The sequence below is a fragment of the Haloferula rosea genome, assembly GCF_016595525.1.
GTDB lineage: Bacteria > Verrucomicrobiota > Verrucomicrobiia > Verrucomicrobiales > Akkermansiaceae > Haloferula > Haloferula rosea.
In genome coordinates, this window is the sequence record NZ_JAENII010000007.1 from 178576 (window position 1) to 204438 (window position 25863).

Genomic DNA, 25863 nt, shown 5'->3' on the forward strand with positions numbered 1-25863 from the left:
TCGGAATCGGTTTCGTCTGTAAGAACGACGGGGACCGTCAGGCGGGAACGAAATACATCACGGTCTCGGTCCAACCCTCGGTGTAATGCCGGAGATACAGTTTGTAGTCCGGACGGATGCCGAGGATGTAGTCCTTCAGCACCCTGAAGTCGGATGGATGGTGGTAAACGGCGATGGCCAACTTCGGATGATCTTCCGCGATATGACGGCGGCACCCGGTCAGGGCATTGATCTCCCATCCCTCGATGTCCATCTTCACGAAGCTCACCTTCGCCTCAACACGTTCGTCAATCGTTGTTGCCTGCACCTCTTCCGTTCCGCTGTCGGAAACCGCACTCGCTGAGCCGGAATCGGCATCGAAGCACATGGTGCCCGATTTGTCTGAGGCGATCTCCTTCACGTAGTTGATGTTACTCAAACCAGTCAAACGCTCCTTTGCCTTCTTCAGGTTCGTCTCGGATGGCTCGAAGAAGTAAACACTGTCATATTCAGGGCACCGCTTGCAGAATTCCTCGGTCGTATCGCCATCAAAGCCGCCGCAATCGACGAAGACCTCGCCCGCGCCAAGACCGAGGAAGTCCTCAAAGTACTGTTCCTTCGGCCGATAGGTCTGGCTTTCAAGATGGGACTGGTCACAAGTGAGGCGAAATCCAAGAACCTGATCAAGAACCGCCTTGGACTCCTCATCGGCAAGCGAGTTCCGAAGCTCCTGCCAACTCTCCAGGTACTCGGCGACGTCCACCCGGGTATCCGCCGAAAAGCCGGGAACCTCGACCGCATCCGGCAACACTTGCAAAAAATCACCATAGGAAAGGACCGCCCGAACACCGAGTTCCTTCGCACGCGCCAAGGCGAGGTTGTTGCGGGCCATGAGAACACAGTTCACGACTATCGACTCCTTCGGGACGTCCTCGCCACGAACCACCGGCTTTCCTTGCCACTCGGCATCGGAGCAAAAATCATCGATCACGCCAGCGACTCCCGGCAACCCGATCAGCGCCTGGGAGTGCTCGTTCCTTCCCAGCAGATACGTGGGGCCCACGTCTGCAGAGCCTGCGTGAACCTGCTCGACAAGTTGGCGTGTCTCCGGATCAACTTCCCGGATCTTCAATCCCAGCAACCCGTCTTTCGGGGGTGTGGCGGCGTTGGCATGACGATTCTCACTCATATGATTTGATGGATTCTGTTGGGAGGTTGCTATTGAACCTTCTCCCAATTGCTTGACTTGGATGATCTGACAAGGGCTTCGAGGAACTTCAGACCTTCGATCGACAGGTCGGCACCAAAGACCTCGCGTGAAGCGCCTGACCCACCTTGCTTGTGATCGTGAACCGAGTCAGCGAGGTCCCGGTAGAGATTGGCAAATGCCTCGATGAAGCCAGCCGGATGACCTGCTTTGAATCGGGTATACCGCTGCTCGGAAGCCACACTCACCGATGAGGCGCGATCCAACTTGACGCGACGGCCGTCCGCATAGGCAACCTCCAGTTCTTCCGGGTTCGCTTGAAACCACTCGGCCGACGCCTTGCTGCCGTAAAGCCGCAATCTCAGTCCATTCCGATGACCAAGCGCACACTTGCTGAACCACATCTGGCCCTGCACCTTCTCCGTGTAGCGGCAGAGGCAATTCACGTTGTCGACGACATCAAACCACCCACGACTGGCTTGATCGGCCACAACCTCCAACGGGGTAAACCCTGTCAGGTAGTGGATGAGCTCGTGAAGGTGCACCGCGAGATCAAGGTGCAGAATCGGCATGGGCCCGTCCTTCAGGCGCCATTGCTGCGGACACGGCTTGTTTCCATCGGCATCGGTCCGAAGGTAACCCTCCTGCGGCATCTCCGCCTGAAAGTGAAGGATCTCACCGAGCTCACCTTGATCAATCATGCGGCGGAGTTCGCGGACCATCGGGTAACCGGAATAATTGTAGATCACGGCGAGGTATCCCTGACTCGCCTCACAGGCCTGACGGAGTTCTTCAGCTTCACCACTCGTCAATGCCATCGCCTTCTCACAGATCACCCGCATCCCGGCATTGAGGCACTGGAGGATCATTTCGTGGTGCAGGGGCGTCGGGGTCAGGATCACGACGGCATCGAGCGCATCTCCTTCTTTCTCGAGCATTTCGCCCAGACTTCCGTAGGTCCGGTCTTCTGCCACTCCGTAGGTCTCCCCCGCCTTTTTGTTGGCTTCAGCGTGCGTGCTGAAGGCGCCGGCCTTGAGCGACCAAAGATTGTCCATCCTCGAAGCGCAGTAGTGCGCATATCCGACTGCTGAATCCGGTGCTCCACCGACAAATCCAAGGTTCAATGGCAAATTCGACATAACGATCTCCTGGGGCTTCTCAGGCGAGGTCATAGAGGTCACCGGAAAGCAATTGCTGGTATTGAGCATGCTGCTCGTCCGCCGACGATGCACGTAAAAAGAAAATCGCGGCTCGCCCTGCCGGACTCGGCTGGAGGAAATCGCCGGAGGAAGCCAGCGGCACCATCAGCTTGAGTTCGACCGGATGCCGGAATTCAAGCCCCCACAAGGACATACCCCCGGGCGAGGTGACCGTGTGGCGGATGATCCATTCCTCCGCCGCTGACGAATCCGCAGCCACGGGCAGGCACCCAAGAAAGCCAGACGCATAGTTCGCGGCATACGGCTGACCGTTAGAAAATTCGATCAAGAGCGAATAGAGATCACCGGGACAGCGGCGGGTCACCTCGATGATCCAGTAACGATCCCCGCTGACGATGAACTGGGAATGGACCAGACCATCCACCAGTTGCAGCGATGCGGCGAGTGTCTCCACGTTCTTCCGCAGGGCCGCGCCCATGCTTTCGGGAAAATCCGGATCCACGCGACTCGTATCCACCGCGAACGCATTGGCGGTGCAGTCCTCCTGCACAAAGACATCCGTGACCACCTGACCGGCCACCACAAACGCCGAGTGACTGAAGAGTTGGCCCTCAACAAACTCCTCAATGATCGAACCGGCAGTCGGAGAGGCCACATCGGCGGCTGCCACGGCCTTGGCAAGCTTTTCGGGAGTCACGTCCCGGACAACCTCAATCCCCTTGCCGCTGAAGGAGTCGACCGGCTTCACGATCACGGCATCAGCCACCTCGGCCTGCTCACGCGTGAGCACTGCCGGCACGGGCAGCCCGATTCCACGGGCGACCTCCCGAAATTCATGCTTCTCATTGATCACCCGAGTGGTCTCCGGCGAATCGAGCCCCTTGAAACGCCCGTCGTTGATTTCCGCACACACCTTGTAGGACAAGTCGGTGCAGCCGGGCACCAGAAAATCGAAGCCCATGGAGTCCACGAACCTGCTCAAGGCCTCCGTATCCGAGTAGTCGAGTTGCTCGTAGTGCTCCGCAAGCTTCGCCAGCGGCTCATTCGGCTTCCCGCCCACGACCCAAACTTCATGCCCGAGCGCACACAGCTCACGGTAGACCGGATAGGTGGCGCGGTTGGTATCAACTAGAAGCGTGCGGGGCATGGAAGAAGATGGCCGGTTCGGCCTTGACGCCCCGGTGGCAGGACGATTCCCGGCTCCGAAACGCCGGAGATTTCTTGGCACCCTGTCCGCTACTCTGACAAGGGTAAAACGGGCTCAAACCAGCCGCTCCCACGCAGATCCCGCTATCCCCGGCGGGTCTCCGGCTTGCAGCACTGCCCACCCCTCCAGACCACAACCGGGCCCGTATAGGAGAGCGTGCCGCTGACACACCTTCGCTGCCCGTCATCTCTGACCCGCCGAAGCCATGCCCGCCTATCCGCTTTACTCTCGCCGGGAATTTGCAAACGGTCGGCCCCATTCCGAAGCGGATCCGAGCGACCTGAAAGCCGCACCGCCCCCTTTCCAAGATCCTGAATCATCGACCCTTCATGGCCCTCGCTCCGATCTTCATGACCACCTACCGGAGGCTCGATCACCTCAAGAAGTCGCTGGAATCGCTCGCACGGAATCCACTGGCCTCAGAGAGCACGATCTACCTCACCTCGGATGGTCCGCTACCGGAACATAAGAAGGAGGTGTTCGCCGTCCGGAATTACCTCGAGAATCTGGAGGGTTTCGGCCGTGTGGAGCTCCACTTTTTCGACCAGAACCACCGGGGACAACTTTGGGATCTGCGCAGGGAAGTCAGCGAGAAGCACGGCCGCTTTATCTTTCTGGAGGAAGACTGTGTGACAGCTCCCGGATTCCTCGGTTTTCTCAATGCCTCACTGGTTCGATGGAAGGATGATCCGGCGGTGTTCGGGATTGTGGCCTTCACCCCACCGCTACCGGAATTGGCGGGCCCGGAAATGAGGGCATTCCGCGTCCCTTGCGCCAATGTTTGGGGTTTCGGCACCTGGGAGAGGAATGACAGGATCATCCGCAAAACGATGCCCAAGAGCGAGGTATCCAAGACGCTGCGGTCCCATAAGATGCGCGCAAAGGCCTTCGAATCGCTGGGAGCTCCGTTTCTCGGCATGCTCGGCAAGGCCGCGAGAGGCCAGTATTTCGGTTATGATATCATGGCCAACTACGAGATCATCCAGCGGGACATGGTCTGCATCTACCCGAGCCAATCACTCATCAGGAACACCGGCTTCGACGGAACGGGCGAACACTGCGGCACCAGCGACAACTACGATGTCCAGCTCTACGACCAGCCCCGCGAACGCTGGGACGACCTCAAGGAAGTGACAAGCAAGGAGGTGAATCGAGCCTTCGGGCGTTTCCATGGCACCAGCGCCAGAAATCGTTGGCGGTTCTACTCGCGGTGGCTGCGTGGAAAACTCTAGCCGAAGACCAGCTCCCCCACCCGGGCTTTCCCATTGACAGTCTGAAACGCCGGGAAGCAAGTTCGGCGGGTGAAATCAGTGTTGAGGCGAGTCTTTCGCAAACGCCAGAAGGTGTTCGTTGTCGGTCAAAACAAGACCGGAACCACCACCATGGCCATGGCGCTCCGGGCACTCGGCTACAAGGTGGGCGATCAAGTCGCTGCCGAGCTCCTCTTCGACGACTGGAACGAGGGCCGGTTCGACCGGATCATTGATCTCTGTAGGGAAGCCGACGCATTTCAAGACATCCCCTTCTCCCTGGACCGGACCTTTGTCGAAATGGACAAGGCGTTTCCCGGATCAAAATTCGTGCTCACGGTCAGAGACAGTCCCGAGGACTGGTTCGAGTCCCTGACTCGCTTCCACACCAAGATCATGGGTTGCGATGGCCTCCCAACGGCGAAGGACATGGCCGATTTCAATTATCGTGCCGAAGGCTGGTTTCTCAAGGCTCATCTCGCCATCCTCAAGATCAACGAAGAGCAGATCTATGATCGCGACATCTACCTCGCACACTACAACGCCTACAACCAGAAGGTCATCGATTACTTCAGGGATCGTCCCGACGACTTCATGCTCCTGAACGTGGGCGATGATGACGCAGCGGAACGCCTGTGCAATTTCCTCGGCAGGCCCGGGAAGCTGCAGGCAATGCCTCACGAAAACCAGAGCAAGCAGTAGTTCCTTTCCGTCCCATCCGCCATGCCTTCCGTTCGACGACACACTTGGGTGCTGCTGGGCGGAATTGTGGCCTTCATGCTGGCCACCGCGTTCATCAACAGCTGGGTCAACCCACTCCGGGTCATCCCCTCACCCTGGAGCGATCCGAGCTTCGAACCTTACCGGGACATCAGCTCGCAGATCAGGACGGGGAAGGCAGGGCTGGTGCGCAGCCACGATCAGGTCGACGTCGCATTTCTCGGATCATCCCGTGTCGAGAATGGCTTCGATCCGGAAATGCAGGAATGGAATAACCTGGAAGTGCTGAACCTTGGCTGCAGCGGAGGTTACATCTACGAGACCCGTGGTATTGCTGATTACCTGCTTGAACGAAACAGCCCCTCCATCCTGTTTTGCGGCATCGACCCAGGCGACCTCTCCCGCCCCATGGACAGCCGGGACAAGAGCGACTTCTATGCCTCCCCCTTTGCCCGGAACGGCGACACCATCGATCGCGAACTCCGCTACCTGCTCGGTGTTTCCTCGCTCGAGAACTCCCTTGAAACCATCAACCGCCGAGCGAAGGACCGTCGATCACCCTACACGCCGCGCGGACTCCGAGGCGTGGACGAGGGGATCGACCAAGGTAGCCAGCTTGGATTCATCCGCCGTCAACTGATCGGCAATGCATTCAGTCAGGAAGGCACGACGGCGAACACCAAGATCGTCCCCGACAAGATCGAGGCGCTTCGCGATCTCATGATCAAAGCACGGACTTCAGGCGCCCGGCTCATCATCTTCTTCCACCCCCAGCATGCGATCATGCTCGCAAGCCTCGAAGACCAGGATGACCCGCCGGTCTTCTTCGCCAATGAACGCGCGGTGCTGATTGATCTGGTCGATCAGGTGAATCGGGAAGAGTCGGCGGGGCCGCCGGTCGAGCTCTGGGACTTCTTCGATTTCCACCCCATCAACTGCGAAGCCCTGCCCCTCGGAGACACGTCGCGAATGACATTCTGGGACGATCTCGGACACTTCTCGGTCCCCGTAGGAAACGCCATGCAGGCGAGAATGATGGGGTGGCCGGTCGAACTCGAGGGCGCCGAAGACTACGGCACTCCGCTGAGCAAGGAAACCCTCCCACAAAGAGAGGCGGAAGTAAGGGAAGGATATCGGGCCTACCTCGAAGGTCCACGACGTGGCGACGTCCTCTGGAAGGAAGAACTGATCAACCGCAAGTCGGGACCCTGAGATGCGATGATCTTCAATTCCTATCTCTACCTGCTCCTCTTCCTCCCCGTCGTCGTGCTTGGATTCCAAGCCCTTCGAACGGCTCCATTCCGGGTATCCATCGGCTTCCTCGTGCTGATGAGTTTCATCTACTACGCATGGTGGAGACCGGAGGACCTCTGGGTGATCGGTGCATCGTGCTTGGTGAATTTCTTCCTTGGGCGCGGGATCGCCCGAGGCCGGGCCAAACCTTCGGGCTACGGTTTGCTCGTCGTGGGCCTCGTGATCAATCTGGGGCTTCTAGGATGGTTCAAGTATGCCGGACTGTTCGACAAGACCCTGCTCGCTCTCACCGGCAGTGGACTGGGACTCCCCGACATCGTTCTTCCGCTGGGCATTTCCTTCTTCACCTTCCAACAGGTCGCCTACCTCGTGGACTCATGGCGCGGTGAGGCGGAGGAATACCACATCACGGACTACCTGCTCTTCGTCACGTTCTTCCCTCAGTTGATCGCCGGCCCCATCGTCCACCACAAGGAGATGTTGCCCCAGTTCCAGCAACAGAAGGGTCGCGGACTTGAAGCAATCAATCTTTCCATCGGCGTCACGATCATCGCCATCGGACTCTTCAAGAAGGTGGTGCTGGCCGACAACTTCGCGCGGGTCGCCGGCCCCATCTTCGATCTCGCCGCAGCCGAGGGAGCCCGTGACCTGACGATCGGCGAGGCGTGGGCTGGCACCCTTGCCTACACCCTGCAGATCTACTTCGATTTCTCAGGCTACTCGGACATTGCGATCGGGTCCGCCCGCCTCTTCGGCATCCGCCTCCCGCTCAACTTCGCCTCGCCTTACAAGGCGACTTCAGTGGTCGACTTCTGGCGTCGCTGGCACATGACTCTTTCGCGGTTCCTTCGCGACTACCTCTACATCCCCCTCGGCGGCAGTCGGTGCGGGAAAACGCGTCGGTACATCAACCTGATGCTCACGATGCTCCTTGGCGGCTTCTGGCACGGCGCTGGATGGACCTTCATCCTCTGGGGCCTGCTCCATGGCAGCTACCTCTGTGCGAACCACGCATGGTTCCACGTTCGCAAGAAACTGGATTGGAAACCGATGCCCAAACCCATCGCGATCGGGCTCACCTTCTTTGCCGTCGCGCTCGCCTGGATTCCCTTCCGTTCGGGCAACTACGAGCTCGGCCCCGAGGGGTCCACCACTGCGGCACTCTCGTCGACGTGGTCGATTCTCGAGACCATGTTCGGAGCTCAAGGATTCACCTTCTGGCCACCCGACGCCGCGGTGGTCGTCAAGGACTCCAAGGCCATCCGGCCGATCCTTGCCGGACTCATCGTCGTGTTCCTGCTTCCCAGCACCCAGGAGTTCATGCGCCGATACACTCCCGCCATCGGGCTCAGAAAACCCTCCAAGGATGGGCCACGACGCAGCTGGCAATGGCGCCCGACGGTGCCGTGGGCCCTTTTCAGCCTCGCGATGCTCTACCTCGTCGGTCGAGAGTTCGACCAACTCAGCGAGTTCATCTACTTCCAGTTCTAAGAAACGCCGCCAATCTGCTCGAACACGCCGCCGCCCAGCAGGCGCCCTCCGTCGTAGAAGGCGCAGATCTGCCCTGCTGCGAGCGCGCGCTGGGGGTTCTCGAAGAGCACTTCGACCCGTCCGTCCTCCATCGGCGTGACCCGACACGGTTCGGGTTTCGAACGGTAACGCGGTTGAGCTTCGACCCGCCGCTGCCGATCAAAGGGCTCGTTGATGGTCGAAACGCTGCCCACCACCGCCGACGTGACATAGAGCCCCGGGGTCTCCCCTTCGTCCCACCCGAGGACGAGCTGGTTCAGCTCGAGGTTCTTCCCGACCACGACATAAGCCATCCCTTCCCGGGGCGATGCAACTCCATGCCCCTTGCGCTGACCCAGCGTGTAAAGGTGCAGGCCATCGTGGCGCCCGAGCACCTTGCCATCGAGATTCACGATGTCGCCCGGATTGTCCGGAATGTAGTGGCTGATGAAATCCCGCATCTTGATCTCACCGATGAAGCAGATCCCCTGGCTGTCCTTCTTTCCCGCCGTGGGCAGATCGTGGCGGCGAGCCACCTCACGGACCTCGGGCTTGAGCATCTCCCCGGCTGGAAACATGGCGTGGGAAACCTGGTGCTGGGTCATCAGGGAGAGAAAATAGCTTTGATCCTTGTTGGGATCCGCCCCCTTGAGGATGGCCGCCCCACCCCCGGCGAGGTCACGGCGACGCGCGTAGTGCCCGGTCGCCACATACTCGAACTCCTGCTCGAGCGCATAGTCGAGAAACACGCCGAACTTCATCTCCCGGTTGCACCAGACATCGGGATTCGGCGTGATGCCCTCCCGATATCCATCCACCAGATAATCGACAATCCGCGCCTTGTATTGATCGATCAGGTCCACCACCCGGAACTCGATGCCGAGTTTGCGGGCGACCGCCAGCGCATCATCCAGATCCGTCTCCCACGGACAATCCCCCGGGAGTCCTTCCGCATTGATCCAGTTCTTCATGAAGGCACCCGTCACCTCATGTCCCTGCTCAATGAGCAAGGCTGCCGCCGCGGAGCTGTCCACTCCGCCGGAAAGACCCACCAGCACCTTCGCCATGCCGCGAAAAGAGAGTGCCCACCGCAACCTGCCAAGCGGGAATTTGCCGATCTTGCGCTTCTTGGGCAATTTTCGCATTGGGCGATCCGGAGAATTCGGTGCAGCCTCCCGCCGTGTCCGACTCCGCTCGCTCTCCACTTTCCGGCTGCGCCATCCTGATCGCCGCCGTACTGATGCTCGTTTTCCTCATCGGCTTCTCCGTGTGGCTCCCGTTCCGCCAGGCGGACGAAATTGAAAAGTTCACTCAAGAACAACCCGCGCCAGTCCCCGCGCTTCAGATCTCGGATTTCGAAACCGAAACCACCTCGCTCGTCGAGCGGCTGGAGAACTTCCGCAGCAGCCTCGCCGATCAGGATGCCGAAGCCATCATCGAACTCGACGCCCAAGACCTGAATCTGGCAATCGCCCAGTTCGAGCCCCTCGAAGAGCTTCGCGGAACTTTCCATGTCGATGCAGTCAAGGACGACCTTCTTCACGTCTCGATCTGCTACCAACTCAACGGCCGACCACGCCTTGCGAAAGAAGGTGAGGACGGTCCCATCACCGCGGATCCACGCTATCTGGTCGGCACCCTGAAAGCTCGTCCCTTGCTGACCAAACGCGAGTTGGTGCTTTCGGTCGATGCTCTGGAAGTCCCGAATTCCGAGGTCCCCGAAGGTTTCATGGGGCATTTCTCCACACTCCGGATCTTTGAAGCGGCCAAGGATCACGAAGTGATTGGTCCGGCCATGGCTCAACTCACTAGCGCTCAAATCGAGGGCGACAAGCTGGTTCTGTCCCGAATTCCGGGAGCCCCCATCCCCGATGTCGTCACCGACGAGCAGTTCCAGAAAAGCGGCGGGAAGATCGCCATCTTCCTCGGAGCAGGCGTTTTGGTCTTCCTGATCTTTGCGGGTTTGGTGCTATTCATCGGATATCGCACCCAACTCCGAAAAATCCAGGAACAGGAAAAGACAAACTTCGGCGAGGAGGACGCTTGACGCGAGACGTCGGCAATCCGAGTTGATTTGGACCGAAGTCTGCTCATACCTAATCCCATCCTATGAAATCGAATGTCACCCGGACTGCCCTGCTGAGTCTAGCACTCGCCGGCGGCCTCCACGCCCAAGATAGCAACGCTTCCGCGGCCTCGACTGCGGTCACCCCCCCGGTGGAGGTGAAGCAGGAAGCCGAAAAGCAAGCTCCGAAGCCGAAGCCGAAGTCCAATGAGGAGAAGCGCCAGGCCGAGATGAAGAAAGAGCAGGAGCGCCTCGCCCTTGAGAACGCCTTGGTGGACGAGCGCGTGAAGTACGAAACCGCAAAAATGCGTGCGGAGGCCGCTCGCCTGAAGGCGGAGAAGGACCTCATTGCCGAGCGCTTGTCACACGCCACCATGAAGCGGAAGGCAGAAGAGGAAGCCAAAAACGCCAAGATGGAAGTCGAGCGTGAGCGTCTCACCCGCGAGGCCGCCATTGCGAAGGCCAAAGCCGAATCCCTTGGCAACCAACTCAAGGCGCTGCAAGCCGAGCACAGCATCGAACTCTCCAAGCTCGACGCCCAGATCAAGAAGATCGAGGCAACCGAGCGCCGCAAGGGCTACGCAAATGCCAAACCGGAGTACCTCAAGAACCCCCTCCGCAAGGACGGCACCGTGGTCATCTCTGACCGCCGGATCGCCCTGAACGGACCGATTTCCGGCGGCACTGCGGACTTCGTTACCGACCGGATCCACTACTACAACAATGCCAACCGCCAGCATCCGATCTTCATCGTCATCGACGAGTGTCCGGGTGGCTCGGTGATGGCTGGATACCGCATCCTCAAGGCGATGGAAGCCAGCGATGCGCCCGTGCACGTCGTCGTCAAATCCTTCGCGGCCTCCATGGCGGCAGCAATCACGACCCTGGCCGAGGAGTCCTACGCGTATCCGAACGCGGTCATCCTCCACCACCAGATCAGCTCGACGCTGTTCGGACGCCTGAACCTGACACAGCAGAAGGAATTCCTCGCCGAGAGCAATCGCTGGTGGGAGCGCCTTGCCACCCCCATCGCCGATGAGATGGGCATCACGAAGGAAGAATTTATCGAGAGGATGTATGAACACTCTTCCAGTGGTGACTGGAGCGAATTCGGTGTCGAAGCCCAGAAGCTCAAGTGGGTGAAACACATTGTGAGTGGTATCGACGAATCCTCGTTCCTGCGGGATCCGGACGCCAAGAAGACGACTCCGACCACCACCACGACGACCCGCACAGGTGAAGTCGAAGCTGGCGTCGACGAAGATGGTCGCCCCGTGATGTATCTCCCTCGCCTCAACCCGAAGGATGTCTACTTCATCTACAATCCGGACGGCTACTACCGCCTGCGCTGAGCCGACTTCAGCCTGATTTTCTCGAAAGACGGGGCCCCCAAGGCCCCGTCTTTTTTATGAGCCCCCGCCCCTGCCTCCATGTATCGCTCCATCCTCCAACTCACCCTCGTTCTCTCCCTGGCTCCATCGCTCCTCGCGGAGGACGAGAAAGTGAATGCCAGCGACGAACGGCAACGTTTGGAACTTGAGAACAGTCTGATCGACGAACGGACGAGGTTTGAAACCGCAGGGATGCGCGCCGAGATCGAACGACTCAAGGCCGAGAAGGAACTTCTCACAGCGCGGCTCAATCTGGCTTCGGCCAAACGCAGGTCGACCGACCTCAAGAATCATGCAACTTTGGAACTCGAGAAGCAGCGCTTGGAACGCGAGGCTGCCATCTCCAAAGCCCGGGCGGACAAACTCGAAGGCCGACTCAAGGCCGCTCAAGCCCAGTCCAGCCTGAGGATTTCCCGCCTTCAGAACGAGATCCAGAGGCTGGAAATGGAAAAGAAGCGGCACAATTACGCGGACGCTGAGACCCAGTATCTGCTCAACCCGCTTCGTCCTGACGGCACCCTCGTCATCTCCGATCGGAGAATCGCTCTCAACGAAACCATCACGACTTCCACCGCGGACTACATCACCGACCGCATTCACTACTACAACAATGCGAGCCGGGAATACCCCATCTTCATCGTCATCGATGAGTGCCCGGGCGGCTCGGTCATGGCAGGCTGCCGGATCCAACAGGCAATGAAGGCCAGCGACGCTCCGGTCCATGTGGTGGTCAAATCATTCGCCGCCTCGATGGCAGCCGCCATCACCACTCTGGCCGAAGAATCCTACGCCTACCCGGACGCCATGATTCTCCATCACCAGATCAGCTGGGATCACCGCACGGAGCGGAACCTGACCGAACAAAAGGACTTCTTGAAGAACTGCAACCGGTGGTGGAACCGCTTTGGCACGCCAATCGCCGAACACATGGGAATCACTTCCGAGGAATTCATTCGTCGAATGTATGCCCATTCCAGCAGCGGCGACTGGAGGGAATTTGCTCCGGAGGCCAAGCAACTGAAGTGGATCAAGCACGTCGTGAACGCCATCGAGGAATCATCCTTTGTGAAGCATCCGGATGCCCGCGACTCGCCCCGAACCGATTCCTCCACTCCGAGCGCAAATGGGGTCCAACAGGGGGTCGATGCCACGGGGAAGCCCATCATGATCCTTCCCCGGATCAATCCGCTCGACGTATACTTCCTCTACAATCCGGACGGCTACTACCGCCAACGCTGAGATGCCACCGAAATTCAGTGGACGAGGCATCCGACACAGCGCTTTTCCCGGTCTCACTACTCGTCATCCACGGTCGTTCTCGAACTTTTCGCAAACGACCACTTGAATGCTTAAGTTTTCTTGATAGTTTTGGTTCGTGATTTAACACACGAAACCATGAGCACGCACACCCTCCAAGACGTCAATATCGATCTCGGGACCCCCGCCGAGACCTCCGAAACTCCGTCCGCCAAGCCACGCCGCTGGTGGAATCCATTCCAACGCTCCGACGCTCCCCGCCGCCCTTGGCTGCGCCGGGGTCGTGCCTTGGAAGAACTCCGGGCCGAGCATCTCAAGCTGATCGAGACCATTGAGCAGTTGAACGAGCGGATTAGTGCTCGTGAAGACAACCCTTCCATGGAACTTGATCCGATGCCGGTCATCCGTGGAATCGAGAGCATCAGCAGCGGTCAGGCAAAAATTTCCGAGAGCCTTGAGTCCTTGAATGGTTTCATGGAGCGCGCCAGCGCAAGCGGTGAGCGCCTGACGGAAGCAGTCAGTCAGGTCGATCAGACTCTCGTTGCCGTCCAAGGAACCCATTCCGAAACCGTTGGTGCCCTGGGCCAGGTGTCGGACCGAATGGACGATGTGACGCTGCGCTTCGAGACGCTCTTTGACCGCATGGCCGAGTCCGAAAAGTCACTGGCCGAGGACTATCGCAAGCTCCAACATCGGACGCTGCTTTCCGTGGCAGCCATCAGTGCAGCCGTCATCGTGGTGCTCTCCCTGTTCATGACCGCGCCTTGGGCATAATCGCCAGAGGTTGGCATTCCCTCACGCCTTGGTTTTCATCCGGGACTCGCTCGGTGCTCATGGAGTGCGCACCCGGATGAAAAGGCTGGCGGGGACTTCCCCGCCCAGTTCCTCCTCCGTCATCACGACCCTCGTGGTGCTCGCCGGCCAGTCGGCCGCCTGAACGAATCCTGCTTCGTTCCAACCGCCCAGGTCTGCGGACCAATCGATCAGGTAAGTCCGCCCCGGCACCGATCGGAATTCGAGGCTCGCTCCCACACCGGCCTCAGGCAGGGCGGTCAACACTTCAAATCGACTGGAGGCATCCGTCGGGTCCGTCCCTGCCTCCTTCTCGTCCGCATCCAGCACACCGTCCCCATCGGCATCTCCGGCTCCGAGCAAATCCAGGTCGGGGGCGTAGACAAGCTCCCACGAATCCGCCAAGCCGTCCTCGTCCTCATCAGCGCTGCCACCGAAGCCGAGGCTCACGCTGAACAGGTAGGTCCGGTTGCTGAATTCGGGCGGAGCTTCGTAAATGTGGGGAATGACCGGTGGCTGCCCGAGCTCCAGGACGGCACCCACATGATCCGGGTCGTGATAGCGATAAAAAGGCTGGTCTCCGCCCCACACAAATGCCATCGCACCGGCATCATCCCCCCCTGATCCGTCGGCAAAGGAGTCCACGAAGCCCGCGGCCACCGTTTCACCCGGAGCAATCGAGATCAGGGTCGTTGAGGCTCCGAACGGCCGGTCGTTTTGACCGACGAGGTAGCTATCCTGCGTATTCCCGATCGCAAGCACGGTGAAATCATCCCCACCATTCAACCTGACCACGAACGGGGTGATCGGATCAGTCAACCGGGTCGTCTCGAACTTGAACCGATCCACGCTCACAGTGAGGGTATCGGGCGTCGTATTGGTAAAGGTCTCATCGAGATTGATCACGAAATTCGACGGGGCGCCATCAACGTTCCGAGTCCCCGGCAGTGAGGAATCCGCACCGACGCCCACCGCTGCCACCCGGTAGCTGATCGAGAAGTCATAATCGCGGTTCTGCCCGGTCTCCAGATTGGCACCTACCTGCGGCTGCAGCCCGACCACGACCGACCCTGCATCTCCTTCGAAGGGACCACCACTTCGCCAAATCTCAGCTCCACCCGGCGACCACGACACCACCTCGCCGCCGCTCCCTCCGGACCCATCCGGGTTCGCATCGAGGAAGCCGACTGCCAGCGTTTCTCCAGCCGCCAGAACGACATTCTCCACCCCGTCTGCGAAAGGAAACTCGTTGGCTCCCACGGCGTATCCGGTCCGAGTTTGCCCAATCGCCATCACGGTGAACTCGTTGTCCCCGTTCACCTTCACCACGAAGGGCGTGACAGGGTCTCCCACCGACATGGCCGAGAACCGGAACTGATCCAGCTGGACCACGCACTCCACCCCACTCGTGTTCGTATAGGTCGCGTCTTCGTTGATGACCAGATTCGCCACCCATCCATCGATCCCGCTGCCTGCGGGATCCGCCACTGCACCCAACTCACCTCCCTGATAGAAGCTCTGGGCGTTCGTACACGCATCCGGAGTCATCCCGAGAATCCACTCCGCCAGCTCGACCACCGCTGCCTGATCGACCCTTCCCTTGGCCAGCGGCGGCATCGCGCAGCAATCGTCGGTCGTATTGAGACGGTGGAACAGCACGGAGTTCTCCAAGCTCCCCGGCTTGATCACCGCTGGAGCGGGAAGCCCGAGTGACTCGATCACAGGACCACAAACCAGTCCCTGATTGGTGAGTGGGGTCGTCAAACGAGCGTCAAAGAACGCCCGTGAACTACCACCAGGATGATGGCAGTGCGCACAATTACTATCAACGTAGGACCTCACCCTCGTTTCCACATCGCTCGATGGATCGCCCAACGACACCGAGGTAATGACATTCACCAGGTCCTCTTCCTTGAGCTCCTGCTGGATGAATCCGGCTGCGCTGAGCGATTCGATCTGATGTCCCGACACCCCTGATGGATAAGTCACGGTCTGATTCAACTGCCGGGTGTTGTATCCAAGCACAAAGCCAGCCGAAGGAGTGTGGCACAGGTTGCACTGACTTCTGGACGGGTACTGGTAGTCGAAGATCTCACCCTCAACCGTCAGCAATTCCTCCGCTCCATCCTCGAGGAGATCCGCATCGCTTCCGTCCGCACGCCACTTGTAGGTCACCCCGCCCCATCCATCGACACCATGGACCAACAGCCGGGTCTCAACCGGGGTCCCGTCATCAGGTTGTTCGAAATGCTTCACAAACACCGTTCCGACCGGGAAGGCCCAAGCCTGATTCTCACTGTAACCGATCAGTTCGTCCGGAGCATCCGGGAAACCGTCACTCGGAATCATCACCCATCGACGCTTCGCAAGCCCTGCGCTCCAGAGCGGCGTATTCACCTCATAGGGGATCATCGCCGGTGCTGCCGTCAACGAGGGCACATCCGAAAACAAGCCCGTCTCGGACAACAGCATCGGATATTCCCAGTTCAGCGGCGATGTGCTCCCCGCCGGTTGGATCCGTGAAATCTGGCCACCTCCAGCGACACCCCCTCCCATCTGAAGCACAAACGGCTCACCCTGGGCATCCAATCCGAACGAACTGATCCCCACCCAGATGCCTCCCGCACGGGCCGCGCCCAGGGCTTGCACGCCGATGGCCTCGCCGGTCACTCCATCCACTTCAAGCGCACGGACCTGCTGGTTCCCGTTGTCGCCGAACAGATACTTCCCTTGCAGATCCGGAATCAAGCTTCCGCGATAGACGAAGCCTCCGATGATGCAGTTCCCTTCGTCGCGGAGATACTGATACACCGGCTCCTTCTCGACCCCGATCAACGGGTCCGGGGTATCGCGAAAGCCGGCCCCGAGGCCCTCCTTGTAGTTCCACTGAAAGTTCAGCCCCGGTGCATCCATCACATCGATCTCTTCGGCGACATTCGCCCCGACATCCCCGATCCAGAATTTCCCCGTCACCGGGTCGCAGCTCATGCGGTGCGGCTCGCGCAACCCGATCGCATAGAACTCCTCCAACACGCTGCCATCGGGATTCACCCAGGGGTTGTCGGACGGCACGTAATACCCCTGCGTGAAGGAATCATGCTGTGGCAGCGCCTTCTGGGGCTGCCGACGTATCGGATGGGAAACCGTGCCACCAATCTGATCCACATCAATGCGCCAGACACCCGACCGCGGCCGGTCATTGATCGTCTGGCTGTGAATGTCCGCATCCTCGGCGGCCGTTCCTTCGTCCCCGAATGGAATGTAGAGGAAACCATCCGGGCCGAACACCAGGGACCCACCGTCGTGGCCCTTCACCGTATCGTATTGCTGGATGAGGATCCCGGCATTGGCCGCGGCAATCTCGAACTCCTCCGACAGTGGGTTCCAGATGAACCTTTCAACCCGCTGGTAATAGTAGCTCACCTCGTCCGGATCGTCCGTGGGATGGTGAAGGTAGAAGATGAACAGCTCATCTTTCCCGACACCCATTCCAAACTGCGGGTGGAACGCACACGACATGATTCCGCCGTGCTTCGTGGTGGGATCCCCCGAATTCCAGTTCATGTACCACGCGCGGTCACGGATATCGAGCACCAGGTCCCTGACGGTGGTCGAGTCATCGTTATCGACTCGATAGACCCTGCCATCCATCTCGGCGATCAGGAGTTCGTCGGTCCCGCCGGGCCAGGGCCGGAGATCGATCGGCGAGTCCCACGACAGATTGGGAAACGCCGGCACAAACTCCACGCCAGTTGGAACGATCGACGAATCGGGAAGCACTCCATCCGCAAAAGGGCCGACCGCCACGGCGCCGCCAAAGCCGGTGAACCCCTCCGTGTGCTGCCGCAGAACCACCTCGCTGACGCCGGGAAAGTCCGGTGGCACTTCAGAGCCCACCACCTCTCCGGCACACCATCGGAGCGCCCTCACCAAGGTCTCCTGAAAGGCTGCGCAACGCATCCCCTCGGGCTCCGCCTGAAAGTCGTCCAAATGACCATAGGTCGAGGCGTAGACGCGTCCAGTTCCATGGTTGACCACCCATTCGACCGGCCATTGCAGGGCTGGGTTGCCCGCGCCCGGGTCCGGATCCTCCGCGTAGGAGATCACCGAGAAGTTCGTGGCGGGCCCCCGCGGATACCTCACCACCTCCAGATCGGCCGCCATCCACGATGCAGGGAATCCGGCATGAATCGGGTGATTCCCCAGTCGGGTGACCAAGGAGTCCGCCCGAGCCCCGTGACCGGTGATGCTCCCGACACCTGTTGGATAGAAAATAAGCGAGGTATCGACCGCCACTCCCACGCCGGTATCCACCACGGCGTCGGTCCTCCAGCCCAAGGCCAGCATGGATTGGTAAGCGGGCCAGTTGGGGAATGCCTGGGTCGCCTCGTGGAACGCCACGAAACCGCCACCTCCCGTGACAAACGCTTCGAATCCAGCCTTCGCTGGAGCCGACCATTCCGGCACGCCATCCACCCCGCCCCGATAGCCGGACACGACCACATCGTAAGCTCCGAAATCCGGGGACCACGTCGCCCATTCCGGGTCGCTGGCATTTGCGGGAGCCAACTCGACCTCAAGGGTGAACCCTCCCTCCTTCGACAAGATCGATTCAAGGATGGCAATCCGGTTCTCCCACCCGTGATTGCTCGCCCCTTCAATGAGCAGAACGCGCACCTGGGCCTGCCCGATATCGAGCAGCAAGACGGCACAGATCAGCCAGAGAAAAGGACGGTTCAGCAGGTGCATGGGAGGGGGGTGAGGGGTTCGCAGCACAGAGTCTGCCAACCCACGCCTCTCCTGTAATCACAGCGCCTGAAAATGACCAGAACCTAGAACCACGTAAACACGTAGGTTCCAGCACCACAAAAGATCAGATGCTCCGAACTACTTGCGCGCAATCAACGATGATCCGGTCATTTCTGACGGAGCTTCCAATCCCATCATGTCGAGCAGCGTTGGCGCCACGTCCGCGAGAATGCCATCATTCACTGTCACCTCATCGGCATCTTCCCCCACGTATACCGCATGGACCAAGTTGGTCGTGTGAGCCGTATGGGGCGAGCCATCCGCATTGATCATGAACTCGCAGTTTCCGTGGTCCGCCGTGATGAGCAATTTGCCACCAAGGCGCAGAGTCTCCTCCACGACCGCCTTCACGTCGGCATCAATGGTCTCGCATGCCTTCATCGCAGCCTCCACCACACCGGTGTGACCGACCATGTCGGGGTTCGCGAAGTTGAGGATCACCAGATCGTAGTCCTTGAGCTTGGATACCACCGTGTCGGTGACTTCCTGAGCACTCATCTCAGGCTTCATGTCGTAGGTCGCCACTTCCTTCGGTGAGGGAATGATGAATCGGTCCTCACCATCGTAGCTGGTCTCGACCCCCCCATTGAAGAAGTAGGTCACGTGCGGATACTTCTCGGTCTCGGCAATGCGCATCTGCTTCTTGCCAGCCTCCGAGACCACTTCACCCAGGACCATGTCGAGTCGCTCGGGTGCGAAAATCACATCACAATCGTAATCCGCATCGTACTCGGTCAGCGTCACGTAGTGCACCTTCGGTCGACGTCCCGCCTTGAAATCGGTGAAGCGACCTTCGGAGAGAAACACTTCACTGAGTTGACGGGCGCGGTCCGCGCGGAAGTTGAAGAAGACCACCACGTCTCCGGTTTTCACCCGCTGCTTGTTCGCGTCGCAGAAGACCATGGGCGACATGAATTCATCCGTGGTGTCCTGCCCGTACTTCTCCGCGACCGCCTCCGAGGCGAGGATCTCCTTCGACTCGCCCTTGCCATGCACGATCGCATCCCATGCCAGCTTCACCCGGTCCCAGCGTTTGTCGCGATCCATGGCGTAGTAGCGACCTATCACCGTGGCAATCCGGGCACCATGTTCCGCAATCCGATCCTCCACTTCGGAAAGATAACCGGCACCGGCGGTTGGTGAGGTATCACGGCCGTCGGTGATTGCATGGACCAGAATGTCCTTCGCCCCACCCTTGGCGGCCATGCCGACCATGGCACACAGATGTTCCTGATGGCTGTGGACTCCACCGTCAGAGACGAGACCCACGAAATGCAGGCGGCGACCTCGCTTGGAAGCCTGCTGGATCGCATCAGCAAAGACCTGATTCTCAGCCAGTGACCCATCCTCGATCGACTTGTTGATCCGGGTGAGGTCCTGATAAACGATCCGGCCGGCGCCGAGATTCAAGTGCCCGACCTCCGAATTCCCCATCTGTCCCTCCGGCAGACCGACATCGAGACCCGACGCGCTGACAAATCCTTTCGGATACTTTTCCAGCATCACATCATGGAAAGGCGTGTTGGCAAGAAGCGACGCATTGCCGTCCTTCTTGGCTGTTTTCTCTCCACCTGGGTTCACGCCCCAGCCATCGCGAATGATCAACACTACAGGTTGTTTTTCCATGACGGCCCGCGTGTACCTCCGCCCAGCGAGCGAGTCCAGTCCAAGCCAGAATGCAGGCAGAAAAACGCAAGCGATACGTCGCGGATCATTCCTCCCGAAACATGAAATTTCCGCATTGACAGAACCCCCATCGAGTGGCTTTCTCCCCGCCCCGTCCACCGCATGGCGGATGGGACCCACCAACGCCTCGTTAGCTCAGTTGGTAGAGCAGAAGACTCTTAATCTTTTGGTCCTTGGTTCGAGTCCAAGACGGGGTACCAATGAAAGCCGCAAACCTTCCAAGGTTCGCGGCTTTCTCCATTTTCAGGGACAGCTCGGAACGGCTCATCGTCCCTCACTGAAAACACGAACGCACCCGATGAGGGTGCGTCTGGCTGGGTCCGAACCAGATTCTGCCACCACCCTTCCGGCAGCGACTTCCTCTGGGGGTTTCCCATCCTAGGGACGAGAAAGTATCGGACCCGAGATTTGCGAACCGACCCGCTCAGGCTGTGCCGTTCTCAATGATGCCAAGGAAGCTGGACGGCTCAAGAGCCGCACCACCGATCAGCGCACCGTCGATATCAGGGCAGGCCATCAACTCGGCTGCATTGCCCGGCTTCACACTTCCACCGTATTGGATGCGGACTTTCGCAGCTGCATCCGCACCGAATTGTTCGGCAATCAGAGAGCGAACAAACGCGTGAGCTTCCTGGGCTTGCGCGGCAGAAGCCGTGACGCCGGTACCAATGGCCCAAACGGGCTCGTAGGCGATCACCGTGTCACCAAGCCCCTTTTCCTCGAGGCCGGCAAGGCCCACGGAAACCTGACGTCGGAGCACCTCCTCCAGCTTGCCCCCTTCACGCTCCTCAAGTGTCTCTCCGATGCAGAAGATCGGGCGAAGGTTCAGCTCGCGTGCCTTGAGCACCTTGGCGTTGATGAACTCATCGGTCTCACCATAGATCGCACGGCGCTCACTGTGACCGAGGATCACGTAGTGAACGAAGAACTCCTTGAGCATCAAACCGCTGATCTCACCGGTGTAGGCCCCGGCGTCGAACTGCGAGCAGTTCTGCACGGCCAGTGCGACCGACGACACGTTGCCAAACATCTCGCTCGCCTTGGCAAGGGAGACGAAAGGTGGCGCGATCACGATGTCGCATGGGAAAGTCTTGTGCTCGACATTCGGCAGGAAGCCCTTGGCAAAGTCCTCGGTCTCCGAAGGACCTTTGTTCATCTTCCAGTTGGCGGCAAAGATTGGCTTGCGATTCATGATATTGGGATGCGTTGAGGGATCGTATGCGGGGGTTCAGGCGTCGGTCAGTGCGGCGACTCCAGGGAGTTCCTTCCCTTCGAGAAGTTCCAGGGATGCGCCACCCCCGGTGGAAATGAATGTCATCTGGTCCTCGAGACCAAACTTCTTCACGGCAGTCACGGAGTCACCACCTCCGACGATCGTGATGGCATCGGTCTTGCCCACAGCCTTCGCGACCTCCTCGGTGCCCTTCGCAAAGGATCCGATCTCGAATACCCCCATCGGGCCGTTCCACAGGATGGTCTTGGCTGCGGCAACTTCGGCACAGAACTCTTCGATCGCCTTGTCACCGATATCAATTCCTTCCCAGTCGGCAGGAATGCCACCGCCATCCGCGTAGGCATCCGTGACCCGGGTCTCGGCCCCGTCCTTGAACTCCTGCGTGATGCGGGTATCTGCGGGAAGCAGGAACCGGACACCTTGATCCTCGGCATTCTTGAGAATCTCCTTCGCCAGATCCAGCTTGTCGTCCTCCACGAGGCTCATGCCGATCTCGTAACCCTGGGCCTTGCGGAAAGTGTAGGCCATCGCCCCACCGATGATGAATGCATCGGCCTTCGCCATCAGGGAATTGATGACCTGAATCTTGTCGGAAACCTTGGCTCCTCCCATGATCACGAGGAAGGGCTTTTCGGGGCTCTCAAGTTTACCGACGAGGTAGTCGAGTTCACGCGCGAGTAGGAAACCCATCGCGCTGGTGGAAACATGGTGCGTCACCCCTTCCGTCGACCCGTGGGCGCGGTGAGCAGTTCCGAAAGCGTCGTTGACGAAGATCTCCGCGTTCCCGGCAAGAGCCTTGGCGAAGCCGGCATCGTTTGCCGTTTCCTCGGCATGAAAGCGGGTGTTCTCCAACAGCAGCGCCTGACCCGCCCCAACAGAGGCACGCAGGGCTTCGGTTTCTTCGCCGATGCAGTCAGGAGCCAGCTTGACCTCCGACCCGAGCAATTCCGTCAGACGTTGGGCCACGGGTGCCAGCGAGAAGTCGGGATTGGCCTCGCCCTTCGGCCTACCGAGGTGCGAGCAGAGAACCAGTTTTGCGCCATTCTCCAGCAGGTGTTTGATGGACGGCAGCGCCGCCTGGATCCGGGTGTCGTCCGTGATGGTCCCATCCTTGAGCGGCACGTTGAAATCGGCACGCATGAGAACTTCCTTACCCTGAACATCCAGCCCTTGAATCGACAACTTCGACATGGCCGCAGTGCTGCACCCACCGCACCTAGAAGTCAAGTGCGCGCTGGTTCCGCCCAAGTCACCCGGTTGCACCCGTCCACCTCCCATCAATGCGCTTGATCCTCCGCGCTTCTCCATCAAGGGTCAGCGCCAAGATGATCGACCGCCTTCTTGCCAAACGCATCGTGCCCGTCGTTGTCCTCGATGATGCGGAGGACGCAGAACCACTCGCCAAAGCCCTTCTGGATGGAGGTCTCGATGTCATTGAGGTGACCTTCCGCACCGCAGCCGCCGAGGAATCCATCCGACGGATCGCCAAAGCATTCCCCGAGATCCTCCTCGGTGCCGGGACACTGCTTGAGACCCAACAGGTCGAGCAAGCCAAGGCAGCAGGCGCTTCGTTCGGGCTGGCCCCGGGCCTGAACCCGGAGATCGTCGCCAAGGCAAAGTCGGTCGGCATGGAATTCAGCCCCGGCGTGATGACGCCCGGCGAAATCGAAGCTGCCCTTGCCCTCGGCTGCAAACTCCAGAAGTTCTTCCCGGCCATGGCAGCAGGTGGTCCGGCCATGCTGAAGGCCCTCGCCGGCCCCTACTCGCACACCGGCGTGAAATTCGTTCCCACAGGCGGCATCAACCGCGCCAACATGGGCGACTTCCTCGAACTGCCCGTCGTCGCGGCCATCGGGGGATCCTGGATGGTCGACCGCAAGCTCATCCAGTCGGGCAACTGGGCGGAGATCACCCGCCTGACCAAGGATGCGCTCGAAGCGGCATCCTAGCCCGCTGACCTTCCACCGAGATCGGACTTTCGTCCACCTCGGTGAGCAACCAGTCTAACCCGCATGGAGCGTCACCACGATCTCCCTCTCGATCGGCGATTGCGTCAGGAAACCCTCCTGGCGCGCGAGCGGGTCTACCATTTCGCCGACCCGACTCCGCTTGAACCGCTGGAGTGGGAAGGTCTCGACCTGTGGGTGAAGCGGGAAGATCGATCCCCGATCAAGGCCTACAAGTGGCGCGGTGCATGCAACCGGATGTCCCTTCTCAGCGACGAGGAAAAGGAGCGGGGTGTCGTAACCGCCTCCGCAGGCAACCATGCCCAGGGCGTGGCACTCGCGGCATGCAAACTCGGGGTGAAGGCGCGCATCCACATGCCGCGCTCGACCCCCCGAGTGAAGCAGGACGCCGTGGCGAAGCTCGGAGGCGACCTTGTCCGGATCATCCTGTCGGGCGACAGCTACGATGAAGCCGTGGCCTCGGCACGGGACGACGAAGCCCGCAGCGGTGCCGTTTACATTCACGCCTACGACGACCTTCACGTCATGGCTGGCCAAGCGACGCTGGCCGACGAAGTCGTGCTCTCCGGCAAGGGTCCGTTCGACGTTGCCTACCTGCAGATCGGCGGAGGTGGCATGGCCGCCGGGGTCGCCGAGTGGTTACGGACCTATTGGCCCGACATCGAGTTGGTTGGCGTGGAGGCTGAAGGCCAGGCCTCCATGAAGGCCGCCATCGAGGCTGGCACGCCCGTCACCCTCCAGGAACTCGACATCTTCTGCGACGGCACCGCGGTGCGGAAAGCCGGTGAGCTACCGTTCGAGATCCTGCGCAACCAGCTGTCGAGGGTGGAGACCGTGACGAACAACGAAGTCAGCGCCGCAATCAAAACCCTGTGGGAAGGACTTCGCTGTATTTCGGAACCCGCCGGAGCGCTGGGACTGGCGGCGGCACTGAAGAACCGCGACCAACTGCAGGGAAAGCGCGTTTTGCTTGTCCTTTGCGGAGCCAACATCGACTTCCTCCAGCTCGGGCACATCGCAGCATCCCAAGGGGCAGCGGCCCGCCATCAGCGAACGATCAGCGTGGCCATTCCCGAAACTCCGGGAACCATGCGCCAACTGTTGGACCGCGCCTTTGCCGGTCTCAACATCGCCGATTTCCAGTATGGCAAGGTCGACGGCACCGACGCACGGCCGGTCTTCACCCTCACTTCCGACCACCCGGAGGATTTGGAAGCCCTGCCTCAACGGCTGTCCGAGGATGGCTTCGCATGGCAGTCACTGGATGGGGCGATCGACGTCCAGTTCCGCGCCATCCCCCTGCGCTCTGATCTCCTCCTCCACCCTCTCTTTCTTCGGCTGGAGTTCTACGAGCGACCCGGTGCCCTGCACGACTTCCTCCATCAGCAGCTGCCGGATGACACCAACCTCTGCTACTTCAACTACCGGCAATCCGGAGAACGAATCGGCCGGGCACTCATTGGTCTGGATTTCACGACGCAGGCGAAGCTCGACCACTTCCTCACCGAACTCCAACCGCAGGGCGACGGATACCGTCTGTGCCAACCGCTCGACGCAGAAGCCGCCGACCGACTGATCGCAACCCGGACTGAAACATGATCCGGCTGATCATGATCATGGCCATCGTCGTCGTGGCCCGGGCAAGAACCTACGACCTCGTCGTGCTGGCGGGACAGAGCAACGCGCAAGGATGGGCGAGCAACGCGAAACACTATCCGCCAAGCGAAGCGCAGACGGGCATTCCGCTCTACTACGAGTTTCCGATGATGGGATCCTCTGAGGGAAATTGGATTCAACTGGGCCCCCAGCCCGGAAGGTTCCCCAAGGGGCACTTCGGCCCGGAAGTCAGCTTTGCCAGCGAACTTGCGAGCCGGGGACAGACCCCCGCCATCTTCAAGTTCACCCTCGCCGGGAGTTCGCTCGACACGGCATGGAAAGCGCCGGGTGGTGGGGGGCTCTACGATCAGATGCGCCGGTCCCTTGACCAGGCGGTTCGCGCGTTGGAGGCCGACGGCCACCAGGTCCGCCTGCGGGCGTTGATCTGGATTCAAGGCGAAGCGGATGCCATCGACCCGGGATCGGCGGCCCGTTATGAGGAGAACCTGACCACCCTCGTGAAGCACTTCCGTAGCCGCGTCGCCAAGAACACGAGGCTTCCGGTGCTACTCGGCGTGGATGAGCAGAATCCCTATGTGGTCCGACGCCCCATCATCGTCGCTGCGCAGAAGAACCTCGCCAACCGGGATGCACAGATCGTCCGGACCTCCATGCTCGGCTTGAAGAAGGCGGATCGAACGCACCTGAAACCCAAGGCTGTGATCCAACACGGCAAGCGCCTTGCGGATGCCTATTTTGATTTGCTCAGCCGCCGATGAC

Annotated in this window: 19 protein-coding genes and 1 tRNA gene; 12 read left to right on the forward strand and 8 right to left on the reverse strand. The window is 59.9% G+C overall.

From position 1 onward, the window contains the following. Positions 1–37 precede the first annotated feature (37 nt). Genes JIN81_RS10850 through JIN81_RS10860 form a run of 3 tightly spaced genes read right to left on the reverse strand, consistent with a single transcriptional unit; the run spans position 38 to position 3493 of the window. Positions 38–1168 carry an FkbM family methyltransferase gene (locus tag JIN81_RS10850; RefSeq protein WP_200279041.1) on the reverse strand — a complete coding sequence of 377 codons (1131 nt, stop codon included), beginning with the start codon at positions 1166–1168 and terminating at the stop codon, positions 38–40. 29 nt (positions 1169–1197) lie between these two features. Continuing rightward, the gene (locus tag JIN81_RS10855) at positions 1198–2325 is read right to left on the reverse strand and encodes a Gfo/Idh/MocA family protein (RefSeq protein ID WP_234044721.1); all 1128 of its coding nucleotides are present in this window, start codon (positions 2323–2325) and stop codon (positions 1198–1200) included. Between the two features lie 19 nt (positions 2326–2344). After that, positions 2345–3493: an ATP-grasp domain-containing protein gene (locus tag JIN81_RS10860; RefSeq protein ID WP_200279045.1), complete on the reverse strand. Its 1149-nt coding sequence runs from the start codon at positions 3491–3493 to the stop codon at positions 2345–2347. A 389-nt stretch (positions 3494–3882) separates the two neighbouring features. Here JIN81_RS10860 and JIN81_RS10865 point away from each other — a divergent pair, with 389 nt between their 5' ends. From JIN81_RS10865 to JIN81_RS10880, 4 genes are all read left to right on the forward strand, one after another. Beyond that, entirely contained in the window at positions 3883–4785 is a 903-nt protein-coding gene (locus JIN81_RS10865) for a hypothetical protein (RefSeq protein WP_200279047.1), read from the forward strand. A gap of 69 nt (positions 4786–4854) precedes the next feature. Beyond that, complete coding sequence (locus JIN81_RS10870) at positions 4855–5505, forward strand: sulfotransferase (protein WP_325100874.1); 651 nt, start codon at positions 4855–4857, stop codon at positions 5503–5505. Between the two features lie 21 nt (positions 5506–5526). After that, the gene (locus JIN81_RS10875) at positions 5527–6735 is read left to right on the forward strand and encodes a hypothetical protein (protein WP_200279052.1); all 1209 of its coding nucleotides are present in this window, start codon (positions 5527–5529) and stop codon (positions 6733–6735) included. Positions 6736–6741: 6 nt separating this feature from the next. Beyond that, positions 6742–8268 (forward strand): MBOAT family O-acyltransferase, encoded by a 1527-nt coding sequence (locus JIN81_RS10880; protein ID WP_200279054.1) that lies wholly within the window; start codon positions 6742–6744, stop codon positions 8266–8268. On the opposite strand, the gene mnmA is transcribed toward JIN81_RS10880, so the two are convergent. Then, complete coding sequence (gene mnmA / locus JIN81_RS10885) at positions 8265–9431, reverse strand: tRNA 2-thiouridine(34) synthase MnmA (RefSeq protein ID WP_234044723.1); 1167 nt, start codon at positions 9429–9431, stop codon at positions 8265–8267. The genes JIN81_RS10880 and mnmA overlap by 4 nt on opposite strands. A gap of 35 nt (positions 9432–9466) precedes the next feature. On the opposite strand from mnmA, the gene JIN81_RS10890 reads away from it, so the two are divergent. The 4 genes from JIN81_RS10890 (at position 9467) to JIN81_RS10905 (ending at position 13773) form a co-directional block, all read left to right on the forward strand. Continuing rightward, positions 9467–10333 carry a hypothetical protein gene (locus tag JIN81_RS10890; protein ID WP_200279056.1) on the forward strand — a complete coding sequence of 289 codons (867 nt, stop codon included), beginning with the start codon at positions 9467–9469 and terminating at the stop codon, positions 10331–10333. Positions 10334–10395: 62 nt separating this feature from the next. Then, positions 10396–11703, forward strand: a complete 1308-nt coding sequence (locus JIN81_RS10895) for an ATP-dependent Clp protease proteolytic subunit (protein ID WP_200279058.1) — start codon at positions 10396–10398, stop codon at positions 11701–11703. A gap of 78 nt (positions 11704–11781) precedes the next feature. Continuing rightward, complete coding sequence (locus JIN81_RS10900; RefSeq protein WP_200279060.1) at positions 11782–12981, forward strand: ATP-dependent Clp protease proteolytic subunit; 1200 nt, start codon at positions 11782–11784, stop codon at positions 12979–12981. A 156-nt stretch (positions 12982–13137) separates the two neighbouring features. Beyond that, positions 13138–13773, forward strand: a complete 636-nt coding sequence (locus JIN81_RS10905; RefSeq protein WP_200279062.1) for a methyl-accepting chemotaxis domain-containing protein — start codon at positions 13138–13140, stop codon at positions 13771–13773. Between the two features lie 57 nt (positions 13774–13830). Here JIN81_RS10905 and JIN81_RS10910 read toward each other — a convergent pair whose 3' ends face one another. Continuing rightward, positions 13831–18540: a PQQ-dependent sugar dehydrogenase gene (locus tag JIN81_RS10910; RefSeq protein ID WP_200279064.1), complete on the reverse strand. Its 4710-nt coding sequence runs from the start codon at positions 18538–18540 to the stop codon at positions 13831–13833. Between the two features lie 138 nt (positions 18541–18678). Continuing rightward, positions 18679–20226 carry a 2,3-bisphosphoglycerate-independent phosphoglycerate mutase gene (gene gpmI / locus JIN81_RS10915; protein WP_200279065.1) on the reverse strand — a complete coding sequence of 516 codons (1548 nt, stop codon included), beginning with the start codon at positions 20224–20226 and terminating at the stop codon, positions 18679–18681. 184 nt (positions 20227–20410) lie between these two features. Between gpmI and JIN81_RS10920 the strand changes: the two genes are divergently transcribed. Next, a tRNA-Lys gene (locus JIN81_RS10920) sits at positions 20411–20486 on the forward strand. A 224-nt stretch (positions 20487–20710) separates the two neighbouring features. On the opposite strand, the gene tpiA is transcribed toward JIN81_RS10920, so the two are convergent. Continuing rightward, positions 20711–21478, reverse strand: coding sequence for a triose-phosphate isomerase (gene tpiA / locus JIN81_RS19030; protein WP_234044724.1), 768 nt, complete (start codon positions 21476–21478; stop codon positions 20711–20713). A gap of 36 nt (positions 21479–21514) precedes the next feature. Next, complete coding sequence (locus tag JIN81_RS19035; protein WP_234044725.1) at positions 21515–22711, reverse strand: phosphoglycerate kinase; 1197 nt, start codon at positions 22709–22711, stop codon at positions 21515–21517. A gap of 89 nt (positions 22712–22800) precedes the next feature. Here JIN81_RS19035 and eda point away from each other — a divergent pair, with 89 nt between their 5' ends. The 3 genes from eda (at position 22801) to JIN81_RS10940 (ending at position 25862) form a co-directional block, all read left to right on the forward strand. Beyond that, positions 22801–23469, forward strand: coding sequence for a bifunctional 4-hydroxy-2-oxoglutarate aldolase/2-dehydro-3-deoxy-phosphogluconate aldolase (eda, locus tag JIN81_RS10930; RefSeq protein ID WP_200279067.1), 669 nt, complete (start codon positions 22801–22803; stop codon positions 23467–23469). A gap of 63 nt (positions 23470–23532) precedes the next feature. After that, positions 23533–25086 carry a pyridoxal-phosphate dependent enzyme gene (locus JIN81_RS10935; protein ID WP_200279069.1) on the forward strand — a complete coding sequence of 518 codons (1554 nt, stop codon included), beginning with the start codon at positions 23533–23535 and terminating at the stop codon, positions 25084–25086. Then, positions 25083–25862 (forward strand): sialate O-acetylesterase, encoded by a 780-nt coding sequence (locus tag JIN81_RS10940; protein WP_200279071.1) that lies wholly within the window; start codon positions 25083–25085, stop codon positions 25860–25862. The genes JIN81_RS10935 and JIN81_RS10940 overlap by 4 nt, the downstream gene beginning before the upstream one ends. Position 25863 lies beyond the last annotated feature (1 nt).